The organism is Nonlabens sp. Asnod3-A02, from assembly GCF_045063755.1.
In the GTDB taxonomy this organism is placed as follows: Bacteria; Bacteroidota; Bacteroidia; order Flavobacteriales; family Flavobacteriaceae; genus Nonlabens; species Nonlabens xylanidelens.
Map to the genome: position 1 here is coordinate 1,149,723 of NZ_JBEFOC010000007.1, position 21,357 is coordinate 1,171,079.

Below are 21,357 nucleotides of genomic sequence, written 5' to 3' on the forward strand. Positions count from 1 at the left end.
TACTTGTTGATTGATATAGCAAAATTACCTTGTTACTCGGATATAAAGTTCAAAAGAATCATAATTATCATCACAGAAGTATAAAACTAACGGGATAAAATTGTGAACTATTGACCATTTGCATTGCTATTGTTAAAATGCTTATTCATAAATAATAGATTATGTAATTTAGTAAAACTATGAATGCACATAATAAGAATAGAGTAGTAATAACAGGAATGGGAATTGTAGCACCTAATGCTGTTGGGGTTCCCGCTTTCGCGAAAGCGTTACAAGAACAAATCTCTGGAATACGATTTGATCCACAACTAGCCGATTTAAACTTTGGCTGTCAAGTATCAGGAACACCACAAATTACAGAAGAATTATTAGCTGAAAACTTTACAAACTTACAATTGAGAGGCTTAAAAGCAACCGGATTAGTCTATGGTGTGATAGCTGGTAAAGAAGCTTTTAAAGATGCAGGTCTAGAAATAGCTGGTCCTGATGTCGCCATGAAGGATATGGGAATCATATTCGGTACTGGGCAAAGTGGAGGCGAGAAATTTAGAGAAGCCATTCTATTAATAGATCAAAAGAAAGTGCGTAGGTTAGGAAGTACCAGTGTTATACAGACCATGACTAGCGGTATAAGCGCCTGGCTTGCCGGAGAATTAGGCTGCGGTAACCTAGTAACAAGCAACTCGAGTGCGTGTTGTACTGGTACCGAAGCTTTTTTAATGGGATATGAGCGCATAGCAGCTGGTAAAGCAACACAAATGTTAGTCGGTTCTACCAGTGATTCTGGACCTTATATCTGGGGTGGTTTTGATGCCATGCGTATTTTACCTACTAAGTATAATGAAACTCCAGAAAAGGCGAGTAGACCCATATCTTGCGATGCTGCTGGATTTGTACCAGGATCTGGTGCAGGTGCGTTTATTTTAGAAAGTCTAGAGAGTGCTTTAAAACGTGGTGCAAAAATATACGGAGAAGTTCTAGGAGGTGCTTTAAATTCTGGTGGACATCGTGGAGACGGCTCTATGACAGCGCCTAATGGACAGGCAGTTCAAGACTGTATAAAATTAGCTTTAAAAGATGCCCAAATTAAACCGCAAGAAATAGATGCTATCAATGGGCACCTTACTGCAACCTCTAAAGATGCTTTTGAAGTGAAAAATTGGTCTGTAGCTTTAAATAGAAAAGGAGAAAACTTTCCTCTTATTAATACCTTTAAATCTTATGTAGGTCACTGTCTTGCTGCAGCTGGTAGTATAGAACTGGTGGGTACAGTATTACAATTAAAGAATAACGTAGTTTATGGAAACAGTAATATCACCTCTTTGCATCCTGATATAACGGATGTAGTAGATTCTAATTGTATACCTAATCAAATGGTAAATAAAGATTTAAAAATTGTTGCCAAAGCTAGTTTTGGTTTCGGAGATGTAAATGCTTGTGTTATTCTCAAAGAATACAGGGATTAACTACAATATCCTCACAAAAAATTTCAGTTTTCAGTTTCCTTATGTAATCTCATTATATATAGTTAAACTGACCTATATAGACTTCTTTAATTCAACTTTTGATAGTATTTTTAGAGAAGTTATGAAAATATAAACATGCAAGAGAAAGAAATTGAACAACAGCTTTTTAAAATAGTAAAAGTGTATTTACCACAAGATGTAGAATCTACTGCCATAGAGCTAGATAGTCATTTAATGCAAGATCTAGGAATTAACAGTGCGCATCTAGTAGATATAGCGCTAGATGTGGAGGACGCTTTTGATATTATGCTAGATGAAAAAGATATGGAAGAAATGCAAACGGTTAAGGACGCCATACAAATAGTCAAAGCAAAAACAGCTTAATCAATTTTCTCATTAAAAATAAGACCTATGTCTAGATTACCTAAAATAGAAAGATTTAAAAACGAAGTAGAATCTAAATACCAGATTTTCAATGGTATTTTCATGACACTACCATTTGATCAAATCTCTAATACGGGAGGTTTATTGCCTCTTTTTCATGAATTATGTGTAAAGGGATATGAAAAAGGAAAAAACCCAACAGAAATAGTTCAGTATTTCTTTGATAAATACTTAAGAGATAGTAGTGATGAAGAGCGACAGTCTATGCTCTTTAAGTTTATACAATACATAGAACGCCAGGTTGTACTATTCGATGCGATAGAAGATGCTGCATTTGGTAAAGTAAATAACCTGGATGGTCGTGGTTCTCTACGTAGTGTAAAGGACGAGGCCGTTGCCTTAAACAAGACCGAAGAACTTGCAGCCTATCTTAAAGAGTTTAAAGTAAGACCGGTATTAACAGCGCACCCTACACAGTTTTATCCTGGTTCTGTATTAGGTATTATTAACGATCTAGGTGTTGCTATTAAGGCAAATGAGATTCAAGAAGTAAAATTATTACTTTCTCAATTAGGTAAAACACCGTTCTTTAAAACAGAAAAGCCAACACCTTTTGACGAGGCGATAAGTTTAATATGGTACCTAGAAAATGTATTTTATCATGCTATGGGTAACATTTATGACTACCTAAAAACACATATTGACAATCCTCAAGAATTTAAAAATCAAATAGTTGAAATAGGTTTCTGGCCTGGTGGTGATAGGGATGGTAATCCATTTGTAACCACAGATATTACACTAGATGTAGCAAAGAGGCTACGTGCAACTATTTTTAGAAACTATTACCGCGATGTAAGAAAACTGCGTAGAAGACTAACTTTTAAAGGTGTAGAAGAGCAACTTACTTCCATAGAAGGAATGTGCTATCGAGCTATTTTTGATGTAGAAATTTTAGATTTTACAGCTTCAGATCTTATTGAGAAACTTAACAGTATCAGAACTATTGTTATAGAGCGTCATAACTCGCTGTTTTTAGATCAGATAGATAGTTTTATTCATAAAGTAGAGCTATTTGGTTTCCATTTTGCAACCTTAGACATAAGACAAGATAGTAGTGCACATGACGCGGTTTTTGATGAGATTCTCGCTTTCGCGAAAGCGGAACTACCATCCAACTATAACGACTTATCTGAGGTAGAAAAGATCAACGTACTTGTAGAGGTAGAAGGAGCTCTAGATCCTAACGAATTTAAGGACGAGTACACCCAACGCACATTGAGTAGTATATATGCCATAAAACATATACAAGAACGCAATGGTGAAAAAGGATGTAATCGCTACATCATTTCTAATACGCAAATGGCTTCTCATATTATGGAAGTCTATGCAATGTTGCGACTTTGTGATATGAAAGAGCCTAATATAGATGTGGTACCGTTATTTGAAACCGTGCCTGATCTAGTAAATGCACCACATGTCATGAAATCGCTTTATGAAAACGAGAAATACCGTTCTCATGTTAAGAGACGTGGTGATACACAACATATTATGCTAGGTTTTAGTGATGGGACTAAAGATGGTGGTTATTTAATGGCAAATTGGGCTATTTATAAAGCAAAAGAAGAGCTAACCAGAGTATCTAGAATGTATGGAGTATCGATAGTATTCTTTGATGGTAGAGGTGGACCGCCAGCCCGTGGTGGTGGACAGACACATCAATTTTATGCTTCTATGGGAACAAAGATTGAAGCAAAACACATACAGTTAACCGTACAAGGACAAACCATTAGTTCAAAATTTGGTACACTAGAAAGTTGTCAATACAACCTAGAACAAATGATAAGTAGTGGTGTGAGCAATGCAGTTTATGCTAGTGATGCAAATGACTTCTCTGCTACAGACCAAGCTACAATGGATCAACTAGCAGAAACTAGTTATAAAACCTATACCGACTTTAAGGCGCATCCTCAATTTCTATCTTATTTAGAAAAAATGAGTACCTTAAAATATTACGCAAAAACTAATATAGGTAGTAGACCTAGTAAAAGAGCAGGTAGTACAGAATTAAGATTTAAGGATTTAAGAGCTATACCTTTTGTAGGATCTTGGAGTCAATTAAAACAAAACGTTCCTGGATTTTATGGAGTAGGTACAGCACTAGAAACTATGGAAAAAGCAGGCAATTGGGACGCTGCTCAATCTTTATATAATAACAATAAGTTTTTCCGTACATTATTGGATAATAGTATGATGAGTCTTACAAAGTCATTCTTTGGTTTAACTGCTTACATGGAGCATGATCCTGTTTATGGAGAATTCTGGAAACTGATTTATGCAGAGTATGAACGTTCTAAAAAGTACATGCTTAAGATTTCTGGAATGACTGCTCTTATGGATAATGAAGTAGCAGGAAGAGCAAGTATACAGGCTAGAGAAAAAATAGTTTTACCACTATTAACGATACAACAATACGCACTTAAAATGGTCCAAGATATACAGAATAATGAAGCATCTGGTAGTCTAGAGATTTATGAGCAAATGGTGACTAGATCTCTTTATGGGAATATAAACGCAAGTCGTAATTCTGCTTAAGGAACTGGTTGCATTCTAAATTATATATATAAAATAGGAAGTCTTTCTTTAATTAAGATAGACTTCCTATTAGATACAAGATCATATATATAGTACACTTAAAAATCCTTGAATTCACTTCAAGGATTTTTTTCATGCTGATAGTAAATTATGTTCCTCTACAAGTTCATTCATAAGCGTATCTACAGCGATACTTACCGACTTTTTAAAATTTAGAGATTCTATCTCACAAAACACGTTTTTGTCTGATAACGATACTTGAATCATCGCAACTTCTCTCGTTCTATTCTTGATATCAAACATTTTTTTATAGGTGATATCTATCTTACGTATTTTAGACTCTTCGTGTAGTACTTGTAATTTTTCGGTTGTAAATTTTTCTAACTTCTTGTTAGTAGGGACATGAACGTAGTTAAAATGAATCATTTTTCTTGGCTTTTATAATACCTACGTAAGAATTACAATCGCGGTTTTAAAAAAATAAGAAAAATAAGTGAACGACATGAAAAATGACAGTACGTCTACTTTTCTGTATTCAAGGATTCTTTTTGTTTTTCTTTTTCTTGAGGAGTCGCAGGGTAGTAGATAGAAAACAAAGCCCCTACCAGTAACGACACAAATATTACTACAAGAGAGATCCATTCTGGTAAATGAATATAGTGAACAAATAACATTTTAAGTCCTACAAAGGCAAGTATAGCCACTAGACTGTAATGAATATATTGAAATTTATCTAAAAGATTTGATAAGAAAAAGTACATACTACGTAATCCCATAATAGCAAGTATATTACTAGAAAAGACTAAAAAAGGATCCTTAGTGATGGCTAGAATAGCAGGAATAGAATCTAGGGCAAAAAGAATATCGGTAATTTCTATAACCACTAGCGCCAAAAATAATGGTGTCGCTATACGCTTACCCATTTTCTTAATAAAGAGCTGTTGTCCCTCTATACGATCTGTAACAGGGAAAAGTTTTTTAGCAAATTTATAGATCTTGGAAGTCTTAGGGTCAAATTCTTCTTCTTTACTACACAACATAGAATAAGCAGTATAGAGTAGAAAACCACCAAAAATGTAGGTCATCCAGCTTATCTCGTTAATTAACGCAATACCGAATAGAATCATCAATGCTCTGAAAACTAATGCTCCTACAATTCCCCAAAATAACACACGATGCTGGTATTTTGTACTAATAGAAAATGATTTGAAAATTACCGCTATTACAAATATGTTATCTATGCTCAGTGATAATTCTATAAGATAACCGGTTAGGTATTTAAGAGCGGCGTCTGCACCGCTTAATTGGTCAGGATTAGCTAGATAGCCAGCGTCATAAATAAAATAAATGACTGCAGTAAAAGCTAGTGCGATACCTACCCAAAGAGCCGTGAATTTTGACGCTTCTTTGGTACTTATAACATGTGCATTTCTATTAAATACAAATAGATCCAATCCTAAAAAGATAGTTACTAAAACAATAAATGAAATCCAGACGATCATGTGGTGAGGTTTACGTAAACATAAAAAATCCAGCTATAAAAGCTGGATTTTAAAAAGTAATTATATCTTAAAATTTAAGGAATATGGATGGATGAAGTATCTACATCAAAGAATTCTAAAATTTCATTATATAATTTGATTTCCTTTGCTCTCTTGCCTTCTATTGCTACAGGAAAGATAAGCATTTCTGGATCTTTTTGTAATACTTTAATAGCACCATCACAATCTATATTGTTATCGGTTCCATATTTATTCTCAAAGGTAGCATGATCAGTATGTATCAAATCTCTAACTCTTAGATTCATTACATCAGCAATTTCTGTCCACGTTGTACCTGCCACTTTATCCTTACTGACATCTATAGCCAGTAAATCTTTACCTGCAGAGCTTGCATAAGCAAAGATCTCTTTATGATTTTTCTGATTAGAATTATAAAACAATACTATTTGTTTAGGGCTTGTGGCTAGTGAGATCATATTAGGGATGTGTAATTATGGTTGCTTTTCTTTTTTCGCATTGTGTTTTAAGTTGGTTTACAACTTTATTTACCGACTCATGAAACGTTGCATGACTTTCTTCGGCAAAGAGTCGTGGGCCAGGAGCACTTAATCTTATCTCAGTGATCATTCCTGTCTCATCACTTGACGTGTTTTCTGTCTTATAAAAAACATCTGCTCGAGTAATCCAGTTGTATCGATCAAAAATGGTTTGTAATTTCTCTTTAGTATATTCTTCAAGTTCTGTACTTCCTGAAACGTGTTGGTAATTAAATTGAATGTTCATAATGTTGATTTTTAGATAAAGTTAATTCACAAATCTGCTATTACTTGGGGTTTTAATTAAATCTTAGTACAGCTTTAATAAAGTATTAAGCTTTGAAGAATTAACTGTTAATCTATAATTAATATTAATTAATCTAGTATATTAACTTAATAACTTTAACTATTCTTAAATAGATTCTTTAGGTTCTCGCTTTCGCGAAAGCGGAATTAAAAGCAACTTTATACACTTTAAAATGAAAAAATATAAATATTTAATCCTCATTAGTATTTTAGTATTGATACTTTCTTCATGTAAATCTAGTTTTACAGAAGCAGATCGCACCAAACTTAAAGATCTACAAAACGAATTAATAAACAACAATCTCGTTTTTAAAGCAGATGCTGCCTTACCTTTTAACTCGCAGGCAGTTAATAATGCCATCAACGATATTCTTATACGTAATGGAAATAGTGCTAGCCGTATCAGTTTAAGTGGTGATAATTACACTCTTAAAATAGCAGGAGAGAAGGCTGTCTTTAATTTACCTTTTTATGGAGAACGTAGAACAGGTGGTGGTTATAATGATGACAATTCATTTGACTTTACTGGTGAAATAAAAAATGTGAGTCAATCCATAGTGGCAGACTCTAACTATATTTCTTATGAATTTGATGTAAGAAACGACACAGAAAGCCTTAGTGTAGAACTTAAAATATTCTCTAGAGAAACAGCTCATTTAATTATCAATAGTTCACAACGTTCTTACATAAAGTACGATGGTCATTTAAACATCGAGCCGACAGAATAAAGATCGCCTCAGTTTTTATTCATTTATTGTATAAATGACATCACCACAGGTTAACATATCTATACCATGATAAGGATTTTGCACAGCCGGTTCCATACTTAACCATATCGCCCCTTTATCTCCATTTACCATAGGGCATTTTTGAATATAAAGAGGTTCACTTAGATCTTCTAGTTTCATGAAATATGTGATAAGATTCTGATTAAGGATTATATACATATTTCTTTGCTCTTCTATATCTTTTATATCTATAATAGATGATAAGATCTCAATAGCCTCTTTTACAGAGGTAGATTCTTCCTTATTCAGGTCATTTAATGAAATCGAACTCAATTTGCTTTGTATAGCTATAGCATGGGTGACTATGTTCTTACTATCCACTTTTATAAAAGCATTTTTAAGTTTTAAGTATTGTGGTAAAATGCTTTTTAGCGTTGTTTCCAATTCTTTGGTAATATTTGGTTGATCAGTATTGGCACTAAAGTTTTTATCTTTATTCATCATGGAATTCTTGCCTTGTAATTGTGCAGCTGCATCTACTGTAAATGCGCCATTAGTTACTATCGCATCACCATTTTCTAGACCATCAACCACCTGATAATTATCTCCAGATCTATTGCCTAGAGTAATTTCTCTCATTTCAAAAATAGGCTGGTTGGGACTCGTTTTTACATAAACTATCGATCGCTTTCCAGTCCATAAAACGGCACTAGCAGGTATTGTTACAGATTTAGACACCGTAGGAGTAGAAGAGGTTTTAACCTTACCAGTTACAAACATACCAGGTTTAAAAAAGCCTTCTTTATTTGCGATAGTAGCTCTTATAGTAACAGTTCTAGTATTAGTGTTTAAAATAGGATCTATAAAAGAAACTGTCGCATCATAATTCTTATTAGGGTTAGCATTTGTAGTAACAGCTATTTTTTGCCCTATCTTAAATTGCATAATTTGATTTTCATAAGCATCAAACTCTGCCCAGACACTATTTAAATTGCTTACTTTTAGAATAGGTTGCCCTTGTTTTACATAATCTCCTTCGTTTGCCATAACCTGAGCAACTGTACCTGATACCGTTGCATACACAGGGAAATTCTCTCTGACCTTTCCAGAAGTTTCAATGGCAGTGATTTGCTTTTCTGATAACTTCCAGTTTTTCAACTTATTTCTTACGGCATTATAAAGTGCCGGCTGACTTTCTTTTAAGGAGGCTGTTGTAATTAATTCTTGTTGCGCTGCTACTAGGTTAGGTGCATAAATAGTAGCTAGTAACTGTCCACGACTTACTTGCTGTCCTTCATAACTTACATTTAAGCGTTCTATACGTCCATCAAAATAACTCGCCTGTACTGTATTGTTCTCTTCGTTGGTCGCAATTTTACCAGATAGGGAAATTGAGTTTTCATCCATATTACTAGAGCTGTTGCCTATTATTGTAGTTTGAATATTTGCCAGTGCCATTGCATTATCTGTCATTTTAATCTCATTCATAGCTAGACCGTCTTGGCTAGAGCTAGCAGGTATAAGATCCATAGCACAAATAGGACAATCACCAGGTTCTGAAAGCATAATTTGAGGATCCATAGAACAGGTCCACATTTCTGTACCTTCATTTTCATGATTGTGTTGCTCTACTTGAGAAGTGTTGCTAACCTTATTTACGGACGCTACACTATCATTACCAAAAATGAGCCAACCTGCAATTAATCCCACTATTGCGGCGATAATTATATATATAAAATTCTTATTCATAATTCTTAATTTATAGTCTTAGAACGTAATCTAAGAGCGTTTGCAATAACAGACACAGAGCTAAAACTCATCGCTAGAGCTGCAATCATAGGTGATAATAGTAAACCGAAAAAAGGAAATAATACCCCAGCAGCAATAGGAATACCTAATGTATTGTATAACAAGGCAAAAAACAGATTTTGTTTAATGTTGCGCATTACTGCAGCACTAAGATTTTTTGCTTTTACAATACCGTGAAGATCTCCTTTTACTAGAGTTATCATCGCGCTTTCTATTGCTACATCAGTACCAGTTCCCATCGCAATACCTACATTACTTTTTGCTAGTGCTGGTGCGTCGTTGATACCATCACCTGCCATGGCAACTATATAGCCTTGCTGCTGTAGTTTTTCAACCTCTTTTAATTTATCTTCTGGTAGCATACCTGCCTTAAACTGTGCTAGATGTAACTCTGTAGCAACAGCTTGTGCAGTTTCTTGATTATCACCAGTTAACATAATAACGTCTATTCCCTTATCTTGAAGTTCTTTTATGGCTTTGGTGCTCGATTCTTTGATCTTATCGGCTATCACAACATAGCCTTGTACTTCTTTATCTATAGCCAGATAGGAAACCGTTTTACCTTGCTTTTGAAATTGTTGCACCTCGTTTTTCATTTCTGCAGAAACAGAAACTTGTGCATGTTCCATCATTTTAAAGTTACCCAGGGAAACTTGTTTTCCATCTACTATTCCTTCCACACCTTTACCAGTAACTGCACTGAAATCTTCCGTTTTGAATACATCTATTTCTTGCTGCTTTGCATAATTTACTGTCGCCGCAGCTAGTGGATGCTCACTAGAATTATTAATAGAAGCGATGATTTTGGTTAATTCGCTTTCGCGAAAGCGAGATCCAAAAACACCTATTTTCTCTACCGTTGGTTTTCCTTCAGTAATAGTACCTGTTTTATCAACGATTAAGATATTTACCTTATCCATAATCTCAAGAGCTTCGGCATTTTTAATAAGTACTCCGTTTTGTGCTCCTTTACCTACACCTACCATAATAGACATAGGTGTTGCTAATCCTAACGCACATGGACAGGCGATTATTAAAACCGCAATAGCATTTACTAATGCAAAAACATAAGCTGGTTCTGGACCCCAAATGCTCCATACCACAAATGTGATTATGGATACTGCCACAACTATAGGTACAAAATAACTAGAAATCGTATCTGCTAATTTTTGAATAGGAGCACGGCTACGACTCGCATCGTTTACCATATGCACTATCTGTGATAGAAGCGTGTCTTTTCCTACCTTCTCGGCTTTTAATAAAAACGACTGATTTCCGTTAATCGTACCGCTATTTACTTGATCACCTACCGTTTTACTTACAGGAACAGGTTCTCCAGATATCATCGATTCATCTACGGTGGTATTACCTTCTATAATACTACCGTCCACTGGAATTTTATCGCCTGGTTTAACACGTAATATATCTCCTTTTTCAATTTTATCTATAGAGACTTCTTGTTCTTTACCATCTATTACTCGTACTGCTTTATTAGGTGCAAGTTTGAGTAATTCTTTTACAGCAGTATTAGTTTTTCCATGAGCACGAGCTTCTAATAATTGGCCCATCAATACTAGGGTAAGAATAACCGTGGCAGCCTCAAAATAAACATGGACTGCACCTGATTCTGTCTTAAATTGAGCAGGAAAAAAATCTGGAATCAACATACCAAAAAGACTAAACAACCATGCTACACCAGCACCGATACCAACTAGTGTAAACATATTGAGATTCCAACTGATTATGCTGCGATAAGCCCGCTCAAAAAACATCCAGGTGGCGTAGAAGACTACTGGCACCGATAAGACCAGTTGCACCCAATTCCACGATTTTTGATCCATTATATCGTACAATGGATTGTTAGGTATCATCTCACTCATCGCTATAATAAAAATAGGTAAGGTGAATCCTAGCGCTAACCAAAATTTATGAGCTAGTTTTTTATAAGTTTTCTCTTCTGCAGTAAGGTCTGGCTCCATAGGCACGAGATCCATACCACAGATAGGGCAGTCGCCAGCCTCATTCTCCACAACTTCTGGGTGCATAGGGCAGGTCCATTGCTCACTTGTTGTAGCATTAAGATTTTGCTCTTCTACCAGATCCATTCCACAAACTGGACAGTCGCCTGGTTGCTCATAGGTTTTATCACCTTCACAATGCATAGGACAGTAAAAAACACCTGTTCCATGACCATTTGTTGATTTCTTTTTTTCCTGTGAGTTTTCTACAGGTTGCTCACCTAATAAATGTATAGAGTAGTGGCTGCCTTCTTTTTGCATAGCAGCTTGCAACTTTTCTATAGAGATTTCTTGATCATATTCCAGAGTAGCTTCAGCATTTTCTAAGTTTACAGAAGCCGTGGTAACACCTTCTATTTTAGAAAGTGTTTGTTCTACATGATTACGACAACCGTTGCAGGTCATGCCGTGTATGTGATAGGATTTTTTCATGAATTCAGTTTTATAAATGAATTACTGCGTTAGATTATTTTAATCTATTCCTTTACTTAATTTCTCTTTGTACTGTACCACATTTAAGCATCTGACTGCCATAATATGGATTGCGTATTTCTTTACTATCACTAAGCCAATTTGTCCCTCCATTATACATAGGACAGTGCTGCTCATAGAGAGGTTGTTCTGTACCAGTAATGGCAATCATATCTGTGATATTTTTACTTAATTCTTTAAAATACTCTCGTTGAGTTTTAATGTCTTTTTCAGAAATAAGGATAGCGTTTTTAATAGCCTTACTCAACACTTCTTTTAGTCCATCTTGCTTATTTTCAATACTAATAGAGTTATTGAAGTCATTTAATGAATTAGATAAGTATTCACTGTGAATAGTAGCTTTGTCTTTATCATCTTTTACTAAGGCGTCCTTCAAATTGAAGTAATTCTTTAAAATGTTTTCTGAGCTTATATTTTTCTCTGGTGTAATCTCTTTACGCTCTGTTTCTACAGTTGCATTCTCTTCTGTTTTCTTGCAAGAAACAGTGAATATTAAGGTTGCTATAAGAGCTATTTTTACTAAGTTAATTTGTATTGTATTCAATTTATTTTCTTTTAAGTAGTGTAATAAATAAGAGTATAAAATTATCCTATTTATGAAGATTACTATATCATAATTATGGTTAGAATCTACATAATTTGGTCCAGTGGGTTTCTATCATTTTTTTGCAATTTCTTATAATCTGTAAGACTCATACCGGTTTCTGATTTAAACTGACGGCTCAAATGGTTAGAATTACTATAATTGAGTAGCTCACTTATCTCTGTAAAGTTATTTTCTTGTAGCTGTATCAACTCTTTCACCTTTTCCATTTTAAGTTTTATAAAGTATTTCTCAATCGTGATGTGTTCTTCACTAGAGAATAACTTACTTATTTTAGAATATTCTTTATTCAGCTTTTGTTCTAAAAACCTTGAAAGGGTAGAGTCTAACTGTAATGGTAGCTTTTTTAAAAGTTCTATTAATTCTTTTTTAATCTCTTCTACCAATTGTTTTTCTGGTGCGAGTAAAACCTCAAAACCGTTTTCTTCTATAACCTTAGTTATGCTTTTAAACTGCATCGAATCTGTTTCTTGATAGATGATAGAGCCTAATTCTATATGGAGCAGTTCTATACCTAATCGTCTTATATCGTTCTCTATTACTTTGATACAGCGATTACAAACCATGTTTTTGATGAATAACTTCTTTTCCATTGCTTAGTTCATTAAATAGTTAATCACAGCAGATTGTACGTAATAGTTCTCTATCGCATTTACTTGCTCTATTTGAAATTTCAATTGTAATTCTTGAATATCGAGAACGTCTTTAAAATCTATAGTTCCCGTTTCATAGTTTTTAATAAGAATTTCTTCGGCATCGTGAGCTTGTTTTAGGTTTTTATCTAGAGTTTCATAAGCTATACGGGCTTGGTTGAGTTGTGATCTAGCTCTAGCAAAAGCCGTATTTAATACATTTAAACGTTCTTGTTTCTCAAACTCTATTTCTTGCTGTCGCAATTCATTTTGCTTAGAAATGGACTTGTATCGTTTATTAAATATAGGAATAGAAACAGTAACCATAGGCATAAAAACATCTTTACCATTATCTACGATATTTAAATCTGCTCGCTCGCTAACTGGCAAGTAATCAAATCCTACACCTATAGAAGGCAATCCCTCGTGCTTATTCAAAACTTCTGACTGTACCACAGATTCATATAGTTTGTCATACTTTAAAATTTCAGGATTCACATCTATAGCACTATCTACTAGTTCTAAGTCTACTAGAGGCAAGCTCATTACCTCAGTTATCTCTATAGTTTCTGTATCTTCTTTATTCAGTAAATTATTAAATAGCGACTGTGACGCTTTAAAATCTTCTTCTAGAATATCGATTTGTTGTTGTAATTCATTGATACGTATTTGTAGCCTCAATACATCTACAGCACTAGCTTTACCGACGGTTACAGATGTTAATGCTAGTTGCTCATATGCGTTTAAAAGCTGTATGTTTTTACCGAGTGCGGCTTGTTTTGCTCTTATGGAATACAGCTGATAATAAGTCTGCGAGACAGATAGCGCCAGTTTACGCTTTGCAATGGTTATCTCCACATAATCAGCATCTGCTAGTGAGGTGGCATAGTTCTCTCTAGCGGTTATCGTGCCGAACCATGGCAACATCTGTTTCACACCTATACGTGCTCTTTGTGCACCGACACGTGTTTCTGTCTCGCTTACAAAATAGCCTAAACTTACCTCTGTATTAGGTATCCAGTCTGCTTCATTCACTTTCTCTTGCGATATATTATGTCGCATTTCAACGGCTCTTATTTCTAGATTATTAGCCTGTGCTTCTTTAATTAAAGTTTGTAATTGTTGCGCTTTCGCGAAAGCGGAAACCAAAAAAACATAAAAAACTATACTATTATATCTCATTTTTTGATCTTTTAAGTTGGTATTCTTTTTTCCAGCTATACAAAACCGGAACTAAAAAATAGGAGGTAACATCGATGATCATACCTCCAAAAATAGGGATGGCCATAGGTATCATAATATCGCTTCCTTTACCAGTAGAAGTAAGTACAGGCAGCAATGCGAGTATGGTCGTTACCGTGGTCATTAAGCATGGTCTAATGCGTTTACCTGCTGCAAGTAAGGTGGCGTTTCTTATTTCTTTTTCATCTGTAGGTTGCTCTTTATCAAATGTTTGTGTGAGATAAGTCGCCATAACCACACCGTCATCTGTTGCGATACCAAAAAGGGCAATAAATCCTACCCAAACGGCTACACTTAAGTGAATCGTTTTCATATTAAATAGATCGCGCATATTCTCACCGAAGAGGTTAAAGTTGAAAAACCAGTCCTGACCATACAACCATATCATGATAAAACCACCTGCAAAAGCTACGGCGATACCAGTAAAAACCATAAGTGATGTAGCGACAGATTTAAACTGAAAATAAAGAATGATAAAGATTATAATTAGGGCTAGTGGCACCACAACAGCTAGTGTTTTCTCAGCCCTTAACTGATTCTCATAAGTACCAGTAAAACTATAACTTATACCTTGTGGCACGATAAGATCACCGCTAGCGATGTGTTTTTGAATCAGCTCTTGAGCATTTTCGACCACATCAACTTCGGCAAAATTGCTTAATTTATCAAAGAGTACATATCCTATCAAGAAAGTATCTTCACTCTTAATAACCTGTGGTCCTTGCTCATATCGTATTTCTACAAACTCACTCAATGGTACCGGACTGCCTTTATCTACAGGGACATAAATACCTTTTAAATCTTCTGGTGTGGTTCTTAGTTCTCGAGGATAACGCACTCGCACCGCATAACGTTCTCGACCTTCTACCGTTTGTGTAAGTGGCATGCCACCGACAGCGACCTCTAGAATTTCTTGAACATCGCTTACTGATATACCATAACGGGCTAGTTGTTCTCTTTTTATATCGATGAGTAAATATGGTTTACCAACTATACGATCTGCAAAAACGGCTTGTTCCTTAACACCAGTGACTTGTTTTAGTATGCTCTCTAATTCTACACCAAATTTTTCTATCGTTTTTAAATCAGGCCCTTTTACCTTAATTCCCATAGGAGCACGCATACCAGTTTGTAACATAATAAGTCGCGTCTCGATAGGTTGCAACTTAGGCGCAGAGGTTACACCAGGTAATTTAGTAACCTTGATAATCTCGTTCCATATATCATCAGGATTATTGATTTCTGGTCGCCAGTTGCGGTAGTACTCACCATCTTCATCTTCTATAAGGTCTTCTCTTTGAGCTTTTATTCTTAGAGCTGCATGATCATAACTTGCTCCTTTATCAATAGGTCGATTAGGGTTGATAATCAGTTGGTTATTTTTAAGAACATAAAAACCATCTTCATTTACTCGGTAACGCTGTCGTTCACCTTGTGCATTACGCATAAACTCTGGCTTGTATTGAATCATGTTCTCGTACATAGAAAGCGGTGCAGGATCTAGTGCAGACTCTGTTCTACCAGATTTACCTACCACGGTTTCTATTTCGGGAATACTTGCTACAGCCATATCCAGTTGCTGTAATACACGTTTATTCTCTTCTACGCCTGAATGAGGTAGGGAAGTAGGCATCAATAAAAAAGAGCCCTCATTAAGTGCTGGCATGAACTCCTTACTGGTATCACGCATTATCAAAATACCTAGCGTCAGTACGGTAAGTGGTATAATTAAAAACAATATTTTATTTGCGAGTGCCCATTTTAAAATACGTTCATAATACCTTCTTAACAAGGTAAAAGCTCCTAAAAGTCCAAAACAAATAAGAGAAACAAATACTAAATTGAGTCCTATGTTGCGGTCAAATCCAAGAGGTCTCCAATAATTTGCTAATATAAACACGATAGCGATGGCTGCTATGGCGATGTTTATGTAGTTAGCACGCTTTCGCGAAAGTGTACCCAACAAAGACCACAGTGCTACAATTGAAAAACCTATCAGTACTAGCCCTAACCAATAACCATAAACGATAGATGTGATACCTAAAAGTAATAAAAGTGCATTGATCACTAATTTGAATCGGTTTCCAATAGTAGTTTTTCTAAACAAAAACGCAGCAAATGGAGGTATTAAAAATAGGGCAACGATAAGAGATGCAGTAAGCGCCATGGTTTTAGTAAATGCGAGTGGGCGGAATAGTTTTCCCTCAGCACCTATCATGGTAAATACTGGTACAAAGCTAATTATGGTAGTTAAAACAGCAGTGAGTATCGCACCAGAAACCTCTGATGTGGCGTTATAAATAACCTCATTAATAGTAAAAGGAGTACCATCTTCACTGACTCGTAGTTTTTCATCATGTAGATGACGTATCATATTTTCGGCAAGTATGACGCCTACATCTACCATAGTACCTATCGCTATGGCTATACCAGAAAGTGCAACGATGTTTGCGTCTACATGAAACAATTTCATAGCTACAAAAACCATAAGAACTGCTACGGGCAATAAACCAGAGATAAGTATGGATGCTCGCAGATTAAATACCATAATTATAATGACTAAAATGGTAATTAATATCTCTATAGTAAGAGCCTCGCTCAAGGTATGTAAAGTCTCTTTAATCAATACAGTACGGTCGTAAAAAGGAACGATGGTAAGCTGTGAAACTCTACCGTCTGATAGGGTTTTAGTTGGTAATCCAGAACTAAGTTCTGCTATTTGGGCTTTTACATTATTGATAACCTCTAATGGATTTGCTCCATAACGTGCGATTACCACGCCGCCTACCACTTCGGCACCTTCTTTATCTAGAATACCACGTCTAGCTGCTGGTCCTAAATGTACGTTTGCAATGTCTTTAATGCGCAACGATGTAAAACCTTTAGAATCTACAACAGCACTTTCTATATCGCTTATGGATTTTATATAACCGAGACCACGTACCAGATATTCTGCCTGATTAATCTCTAGAGTTTGCGCGCCTATATCTTTATTACTTTCCTTAACTGCTTTTACAACGGCAGCCATTGTAATATCGTACTGACGCATTTTTTCTGGATCGATATCTATTTGATATTCTTGTACATAACCGCCTATTGAGGCTACTTCAGAAACTCCAGTAGCTGACGATAAACCGAATTTCACATAATAATCCTGTATGCTACGTAACTCGTGTAAATCCCAACCACCGGTAACATTGCCTTCTTTATCACGACCTTCTAGAGTGTACCAAAAGATCTGTCCTAATCCAGTTGCATCTGGTCCTAAAGTAGGGTTAACGCCTTCTGGTAAGAGGTTAGACGGTAACGAATTGAGCTTTTCTAGAATGCGACTGCGTGACCAGTAAAACTCTGCATCTTCTTCAAAAATGATGTAGATGCTAGAGAAGCCGAACATAGAAGAACTACGTATAGTCTTTACTCCAGGAATACCCAACAATGAAGAGGTGAGTGGATAGGTGATTTGATCTTCTATATCTTGTGGAGAACGACCTTCCCACTTTGTATAAACTATTTGCTGGTTCTCTCCTATATCTGGAATTGCATCTACCGCTACAGGGTCAGATGGTAAAAAACCTAAATTCCAATTAAAAGGTGCGTTGATAGTACCCCAGCCTACAAATAGGCAAAGAAGTAATACAGCTATTAATTTGTTTTCTATAAGAAATTTAATCGCCTTATTAAGCATAAGTATTGATTATTAAAATGTTGAAAAGATATATGTCTAATAATGACACATGTATTTATAACCCAATACAGCAAAAGCCGTTTTGAGTTAGATTTTCAAAAAACTAATTAATCAGATTAAAAAAGACTGGTGCAGGACTTGCACATCTCGCTTAGGAATAGGAGGCGAGTAGTGTATAAAAGGAACCTCGAGTGAAGCAGTACTTTCAAAAACACTTAAATAAGAATAGGTAAATGAGGCAATGAACAATTGCTGATTAAAAGTGATTTTATCTAAAGATGTTTTAAGATCTTCCTGACCTTGTTTAATCACTTCATGATCTGTACAACATGATTTTTTTTGAACTGTAGGTAATTCACAATCAGCCATAACAGCCATAGATTTTTCCATACCGCAAGATTTTACTTTACTTGCAAATGAAAAATCTACCAACGTATCTCCACAATAATGCATGTCCACAGTAAATGACATCGTAGTAAATAGAACTACGCAAGTCATAAATATGGCAAGTGTTTTATGTGTAAATTGTTTCATTATCACAAATTTACTCAATTTCTAACTATCATTAAGCCAATTAACAAATAGATAATAAATAAGCTGATTTGTTTTAAAATTGAAATCCTAGAATCGCATCGTAATGTAGATAGTAATGCTAGGTAGATCATTTTCAATCTTACGATTAATAATCAAAGCTTATTATTTCTAAATAACGCGCTGATTACTGTTCTAGGGAAAGTATTCTAGACATTACTGCTTACTATTATTAATATGATAGAAAGTGATTGTTTGTTAAATCAGATGGTTTAAATGTGAATGCTCATTATGGGTAACAAATAATAGTAGAGTATGAATTGAGAGAAGCAAGTTGTTAATTATTCTATTTGACATAATATATATTATGATTCATTTAATATTATATGTAGAAATAACAAGGAACCACAGCTATTACGACGATATTACCATTTATAAGCTATTCATAGAATTGACTATAATGTATTCTTTTACATTATAAATTAAATACACGATTCTCAGAGACTTGAAATTAGTAAATTTTATAACTGGATTCGTTTCTGTAAAATCTCAATCAACTCATTAGAACCATATTTGTAAATATCTTTAATATCCAGCACGGTTATTTTATTATGCCAGGTTGAACCAAAAACCTCTTTAATTATTTTCAAATGCTTGTTTTCCATGACATAGATTTTATCAGCAGCATCTAATTGTTTTAGCCTTAAATAATTTGTCCCTAGATTATTACAAGTCTTTTTATTTGTTCCAGCAGATTCATAATTATTTTCCGCAAATAAATTACTGAAATAATCCTCTGCAGTTTTAGAACGATCTTTGTTTGCTGAACAGATAAACAATATATTTTTCATAGCTAAGAACTTTTTCGCATGCCAAATATATTTACTTCATATGGTGATCTGATTACAAAACGTTAGTTAATCGGATTTACATTTCTAGCATAACTACTATTGTAAACAAAAAAAGGAGAATAATTTTCATTATTCTCCCTGGGGCTAATTCAGTATGTGATCTAATTCATATCAATAATACCAACAACTTCATAGGCTCTGGTCCCATCATATTGTATCTTTTCATACAGTACATTTGCATACTCATAATAAGTTTCTCCATCAAGAACTACTTTCTCATAATCGTCTGGTAATTCATATACTATAGTTCCTATTTCAGGTTCTATTACTTCATATTCATTATCAACTTGATTATAAAAAATTCCATTTACATTGTAATAATTATGGTTATTAAAACGTACTGTTCTATAATTAGCAGGTAATACATTTATTCTAAAACCAACTTTAGGCGCTATTACAATATATCGACCTCTAGACTGTGTATAATATTTATTATTAGAGTAATAATAATTTTGACCATTGTGACGTACTACTGTTCTATTAGGCACGTTTCTAACAGAAATCACTTTCTTTTTGGGTGTTTTATAAGTAACTCTATTACTAGCTATTCTACCTTTAGTAGATCTACTAGGTGTCGTTACTGTTCTCGTTTTAGTAATCGTAGTGGTTGTTTTTCTATTGTCTTTTTTAATGGTAGTACTTCGCGATTGAGCATTGACTTGAACAGTCACTGCTAGTAAAAAAGCGATAGGAACAATATATCTTTTAGTAATTGATTTCATGACTTTCTATTTATGTGATTAAACTTTGCTATACTTCACTTATATGACGCACATCAAGCAGAAAGGTTTAAAATACCCTATCACATACATTTGTTAAAATCTCCTATCACTATTAAAATATTTTCAGACCATTAGAAAAATTAGGCATAAAAAAAGGCACACTATTGCGTGTACCTTTATTGTAAATAATAATGAAAATATTATTTCAGTAAACCTAGTAATCCTGTTAATTCTGTTAGGTTTAAACTAGAGTTATTATCCTTATCTAAAACATTGAAGTTTTCAGAAACAGATCCTATTGCCTCTGTAGAACTTATTGCCTCATCTTTATTTGCATCTAACAAAGTAAAAAGACTAGAAATTTGCTGTACTGTAGAGTTAGAACTTAAAGAACTTAACAATGTTGCCGCTTGCGATATGCTAGAAGTGTTCATATTCTTAACGCTGTTACAACTAGTCATTGATGCTACTACTATTATTGCTAATGCTACTTTTTTCATGATGTATTTTTATTTATAACTGTAAAGGTAATGGCACACTTGATTCAAAACTAAACGAGAAATACATGTGTTTTAACAATCGTTAAAACACCTATTTAAAGGTTGTAATGCGTTTTTACAACTGCTTTTTAACTATTACAATAAAAGTTTTTCCATCCACTACTCCATTCCGTTCGCATCAACCATAGCTTAATAATTAGATTAAATTGATCTCATTTTACCCTTACTTTTAGGAGAGAATTTTTATGTTTTGATAAAATACATCGTTCATAATTCAATTATATGTTTACATTTGTGATGTAAACTTTAGGAGTAGCTATTAAATTAGTTTGAGAAAAATCCTTAGAACCTGATTTGGTTAATACCAACGTAGGGAAAAGTTATCAGCTTGTTGTATGCACAACACTGCACCTTTTCTATTCTCAAAACTTTTATCGTTTATAACATTACTCACATAAAGTAATTTATATCTCATGATAAACATAAAAGTAAATAACACTTTTCATAAAATTCAACCTAATAGCACTGTACAAATGGTACTCACCACACTCGCTATACCGGTTAATGGAATTGCTGTAGCTATAAATCAAGACATTATTACGAATACAGATTGGGATAAAAAAATCTTAATCGACGGCGATCAAATTCTTATAATAACTGCCACTCAAGGTGGTTAGTTGTCATTCAACAACTT

The 21,357-nt window shown here is 34.5% G+C and carries 19 protein-coding genes and 1 riboswitch; of the genes, 5 read left to right on the forward strand and 14 right to left on the reverse strand.

The features are described 5' to 3' along the window. The first annotated feature begins 179 nt into the window (after positions 1–179). The 3 genes from ACJJVN_RS08625 (at position 180) to ACJJVN_RS08635 (ending at position 4,442) form a co-directional block, all read left to right on the forward strand. Positions 180–1,466 (forward strand): beta-ketoacyl-[acyl-carrier-protein] synthase family protein, encoded by a 1,287-nt coding sequence (locus ACJJVN_RS08625; RefSeq protein WP_405377824.1) that lies wholly within the window; start codon positions 180–182, stop codon positions 1,464–1,466. A 135-nt stretch (positions 1,467–1,601) separates the two neighbouring features. Further along, positions 1,602–1,850 (forward strand): acyl carrier protein, encoded by a 249-nt coding sequence (locus tag ACJJVN_RS08630; RefSeq protein ID WP_104514838.1) that lies wholly within the window; start codon positions 1,602–1,604, stop codon positions 1,848–1,850. Positions 1,851–1,877: 27 nt separating this feature from the next. Next, a complete protein-coding gene (locus tag ACJJVN_RS08635; protein WP_405377825.1) occupies positions 1,878–4,442 on the forward strand; it encodes a phosphoenolpyruvate carboxylase in 2,565 nt (854 codons plus the stop codon). Positions 4,443–4,574: 132 nt separating this feature from the next. Here ACJJVN_RS08635 and ACJJVN_RS08640 read toward each other — a convergent pair whose 3' ends face one another. The 4 genes from ACJJVN_RS08640 to ACJJVN_RS08655 all read right to left on the reverse strand — a co-directional run bounded on the left by ACJJVN_RS08640 (position 4,575) and on the right by ACJJVN_RS08655 (position 6,727). Continuing rightward, positions 4,575–4,868 carry a hypothetical protein gene (locus ACJJVN_RS08640; protein ID WP_405377826.1) on the reverse strand — a complete coding sequence of 98 codons (294 nt, stop codon included), beginning with the start codon at positions 4,866–4,868 and terminating at the stop codon, positions 4,575–4,577. 95 nt (positions 4,869–4,963) lie between these two features. Next, the gene (locus ACJJVN_RS08645) at positions 4,964–5,944 is read right to left on the reverse strand and encodes a TerC family protein (protein WP_405377827.1); all 981 of its coding nucleotides are present in this window, start codon (positions 5,942–5,944) and stop codon (positions 4,964–4,966) included. A gap of 74 nt (positions 5,945–6,018) precedes the next feature. Then, complete coding sequence (locus ACJJVN_RS08650; protein ID WP_405377828.1) at positions 6,019–6,420, reverse strand: hypothetical protein; 402 nt, start codon at positions 6,418–6,420, stop codon at positions 6,019–6,021. A gap of 1 nt (position 6,421) precedes the next feature. Beyond that, positions 6,422–6,727, reverse strand: a complete 306-nt coding sequence (locus ACJJVN_RS08655) for an HPF/RaiA family ribosome-associated protein (protein ID WP_104514843.1) — start codon at positions 6,725–6,727, stop codon at positions 6,422–6,424. 232 nt (positions 6,728–6,959) lie between these two features. Between ACJJVN_RS08655 and ACJJVN_RS08660 the strand changes: the two genes are divergently transcribed. Beyond that, positions 6,960–7,514, forward strand: a complete 555-nt coding sequence (locus tag ACJJVN_RS08660; RefSeq protein ID WP_405377829.1) for a DUF4251 domain-containing protein — start codon at positions 6,960–6,962, stop codon at positions 7,512–7,514. Positions 7,515–7,529: 15 nt separating this feature from the next. Here the strand turns inward: ACJJVN_RS08660 and ACJJVN_RS08665 are convergent, their stop codons facing one another. The 10 genes from ACJJVN_RS08665 to ACJJVN_RS08710 form a co-directional block, all read right to left on the reverse strand. Further along, entirely contained in the window at positions 7,530–9,263 is a 1,734-nt protein-coding gene (locus tag ACJJVN_RS08665) for an efflux RND transporter periplasmic adaptor subunit (RefSeq protein WP_405377830.1), read from the reverse strand. A 5-nt stretch (positions 9,264–9,268) separates the two neighbouring features. After that, positions 9,269–11,773, reverse strand: a complete 2,505-nt coding sequence (locus ACJJVN_RS08670; protein WP_405377831.1) for a heavy metal translocating P-type ATPase — start codon at positions 11,771–11,773, stop codon at positions 9,269–9,271. Between the two features lie 52 nt (positions 11,774–11,825). After that, positions 11,826–12,377: a DUF3347 domain-containing protein gene (locus tag ACJJVN_RS08675; protein ID WP_405377832.1), complete on the reverse strand. Its 552-nt coding sequence runs from the start codon at positions 12,375–12,377 to the stop codon at positions 11,826–11,828. Positions 12,378–12,463: 86 nt separating this feature from the next. Continuing rightward, the gene (locus tag ACJJVN_RS08680) at positions 12,464–13,030 is read right to left on the reverse strand and encodes an AraC family transcriptional regulator (RefSeq protein WP_104514848.1); all 567 of its coding nucleotides are present in this window, start codon (positions 13,028–13,030) and stop codon (positions 12,464–12,466) included. Between the two features lie 3 nt (positions 13,031–13,033). Then, the gene (locus tag ACJJVN_RS08685; protein WP_405377833.1) at positions 13,034–14,251 is read right to left on the reverse strand and encodes a TolC family protein; all 1,218 of its coding nucleotides are present in this window, start codon (positions 14,249–14,251) and stop codon (positions 13,034–13,036) included. After that, on the reverse strand, positions 14,241–17,999 hold the full coding sequence (locus ACJJVN_RS08690; protein WP_405377834.1) for an efflux RND transporter permease subunit: 3,759 nt from the start codon (positions 17,997–17,999) through the stop codon (positions 14,241–14,243). Before ACJJVN_RS08690 ends, ACJJVN_RS08685 begins: the two co-directional genes overlap by 11 nt. 111 nt (positions 18,000–18,110) lie before the next feature. Then, a complete protein-coding gene (locus ACJJVN_RS08695) occupies positions 18,111–18,533 on the reverse strand; it encodes an HYC_CC_PP family protein (protein ID WP_405377835.1) in 423 nt (140 codons plus the stop codon). A gap of 518 nt (positions 18,534–19,051) precedes the next feature. After that, positions 19,052–19,381 (reverse strand): phosphotyrosine protein phosphatase, encoded by a 330-nt coding sequence (locus ACJJVN_RS08700; protein WP_405377836.1) that lies wholly within the window; start codon positions 19,379–19,381, stop codon positions 19,052–19,054. 161 nt (positions 19,382–19,542) lie between these two features. After that, positions 19,543–20,163, reverse strand: coding sequence for a DUF6515 family protein (locus ACJJVN_RS08705; RefSeq protein ID WP_405377837.1), 621 nt, complete (start codon positions 20,161–20,163; stop codon positions 19,543–19,545). Positions 20,164–20,363: 200 nt separating this feature from the next. Next, positions 20,364–20,663 carry a hypothetical protein gene (locus tag ACJJVN_RS08710; protein WP_104514854.1) on the reverse strand — a complete coding sequence of 100 codons (300 nt, stop codon included), beginning with the start codon at positions 20,661–20,663 and terminating at the stop codon, positions 20,364–20,366. A gap of 298 nt (positions 20,664–20,961) precedes the next feature. Next, a riboswitch (TPP riboswitch) is annotated at positions 20,962–21,056 on the forward strand. Between the two features lie 80 nt (positions 21,057–21,136). Here ACJJVN_RS08710 and thiS point away from each other — a divergent pair. After that, positions 21,137–21,340, forward strand: a complete 204-nt coding sequence (thiS, locus tag ACJJVN_RS08715; RefSeq protein WP_405377838.1) for a sulfur carrier protein ThiS — start codon at positions 21,137–21,139, stop codon at positions 21,338–21,340. Positions 21,341–21,357: the final 17 nt, after the last annotated feature.

Coding starts and splice junctions, on each gene's coding strand:
- ACJJVN_RS08625 (WP_405377824.1), top strand. CDS start 180: ATGAATGCACATAATAAGAATAGAGTAGTAATAACAGGAATGGGAATT.
- ACJJVN_RS08630 (WP_104514838.1), top strand. CDS start 1,602: ATGCAAGAGAAAGAAATTGAACAACAGCTTTTTAAAATAGTAAAAGTG.
- ACJJVN_RS08635 (WP_405377825.1), top strand. CDS start 1,878: ATGTCTAGATTACCTAAAATAGAAAGATTTAAAAACGAAGTAGAATCT.
- ACJJVN_RS08640 (WP_405377826.1), bottom strand. CDS start 4,868: ATGATTCATTTTAACTACGTTCATGTCCCTACTAACAAGAAGTTAGAA.
- ACJJVN_RS08645 (WP_405377827.1), bottom strand. CDS start 5,944: ATGATCGTCTGGATTTCATTTATTGTTTTAGTAACTATCTTTTTAGGA.
- ACJJVN_RS08650 (WP_405377828.1), bottom strand. CDS start 6,420: ATGATCTCACTAGCCACAAGCCCTAAACAAATAGTATTGTTTTATAAT.
- ACJJVN_RS08655 (WP_104514843.1), bottom strand. CDS start 6,727: ATGAACATTCAATTTAATTACCAACACGTTTCAGGAAGTACAGAACTT.
- ACJJVN_RS08660 (WP_405377829.1), top strand. CDS start 6,960: ATGAAAAAATATAAATATTTAATCCTCATTAGTATTTTAGTATTGATA.
- ACJJVN_RS08665 (WP_405377830.1), bottom strand. CDS start 9,263: ATGAATAAGAATTTTATATATATAATTATCGCCGCAATAGTGGGATTA.
- ACJJVN_RS08670 (WP_405377831.1), bottom strand. CDS start 11,773: ATGAAAAAATCCTATCACATACACGGCATGACCTGCAACGGTTGTCGT.
- ACJJVN_RS08680 (WP_104514848.1), bottom strand. CDS start 13,030: ATGGAAAAGAAGTTATTCATCAAAAACATGGTTTGTAATCGCTGTATC.
- ACJJVN_RS08685 (WP_405377833.1), bottom strand. CDS start 14,251: ATGAGATATAATAGTATAGTTTTTTATGTTTTTTTGGTTTCCGCTTTC.
- ACJJVN_RS08690 (WP_405377834.1), bottom strand. CDS start 17,999: ATGCTTAATAAGGCGATTAAATTTCTTATAGAAAACAAATTAATAGCT.
- ACJJVN_RS08695 (WP_405377835.1), bottom strand. CDS start 18,533: ATGAAACAATTTACACATAAAACACTTGCCATATTTATGACTTGCGTA.
- ACJJVN_RS08700 (WP_405377836.1), bottom strand. CDS start 19,381: ATGAAAAATATATTGTTTATCTGTTCAGCAAACAAAGATCGTTCTAAA.
- ACJJVN_RS08705 (WP_405377837.1), bottom strand. CDS start 20,163: ATGAAATCAATTACTAAAAGATATATTGTTCCTATCGCTTTTTTACTA.
- ACJJVN_RS08710 (WP_104514854.1), bottom strand. CDS start 20,663: ATGAAAAAAGTAGCATTAGCAATAATAGTAGTAGCATCAATGACTAGT.
- thiS (WP_405377838.1), top strand. CDS start 21,137: ATGATAAACATAAAAGTAAATAACACTTTTCATAAAATTCAACCTAAT.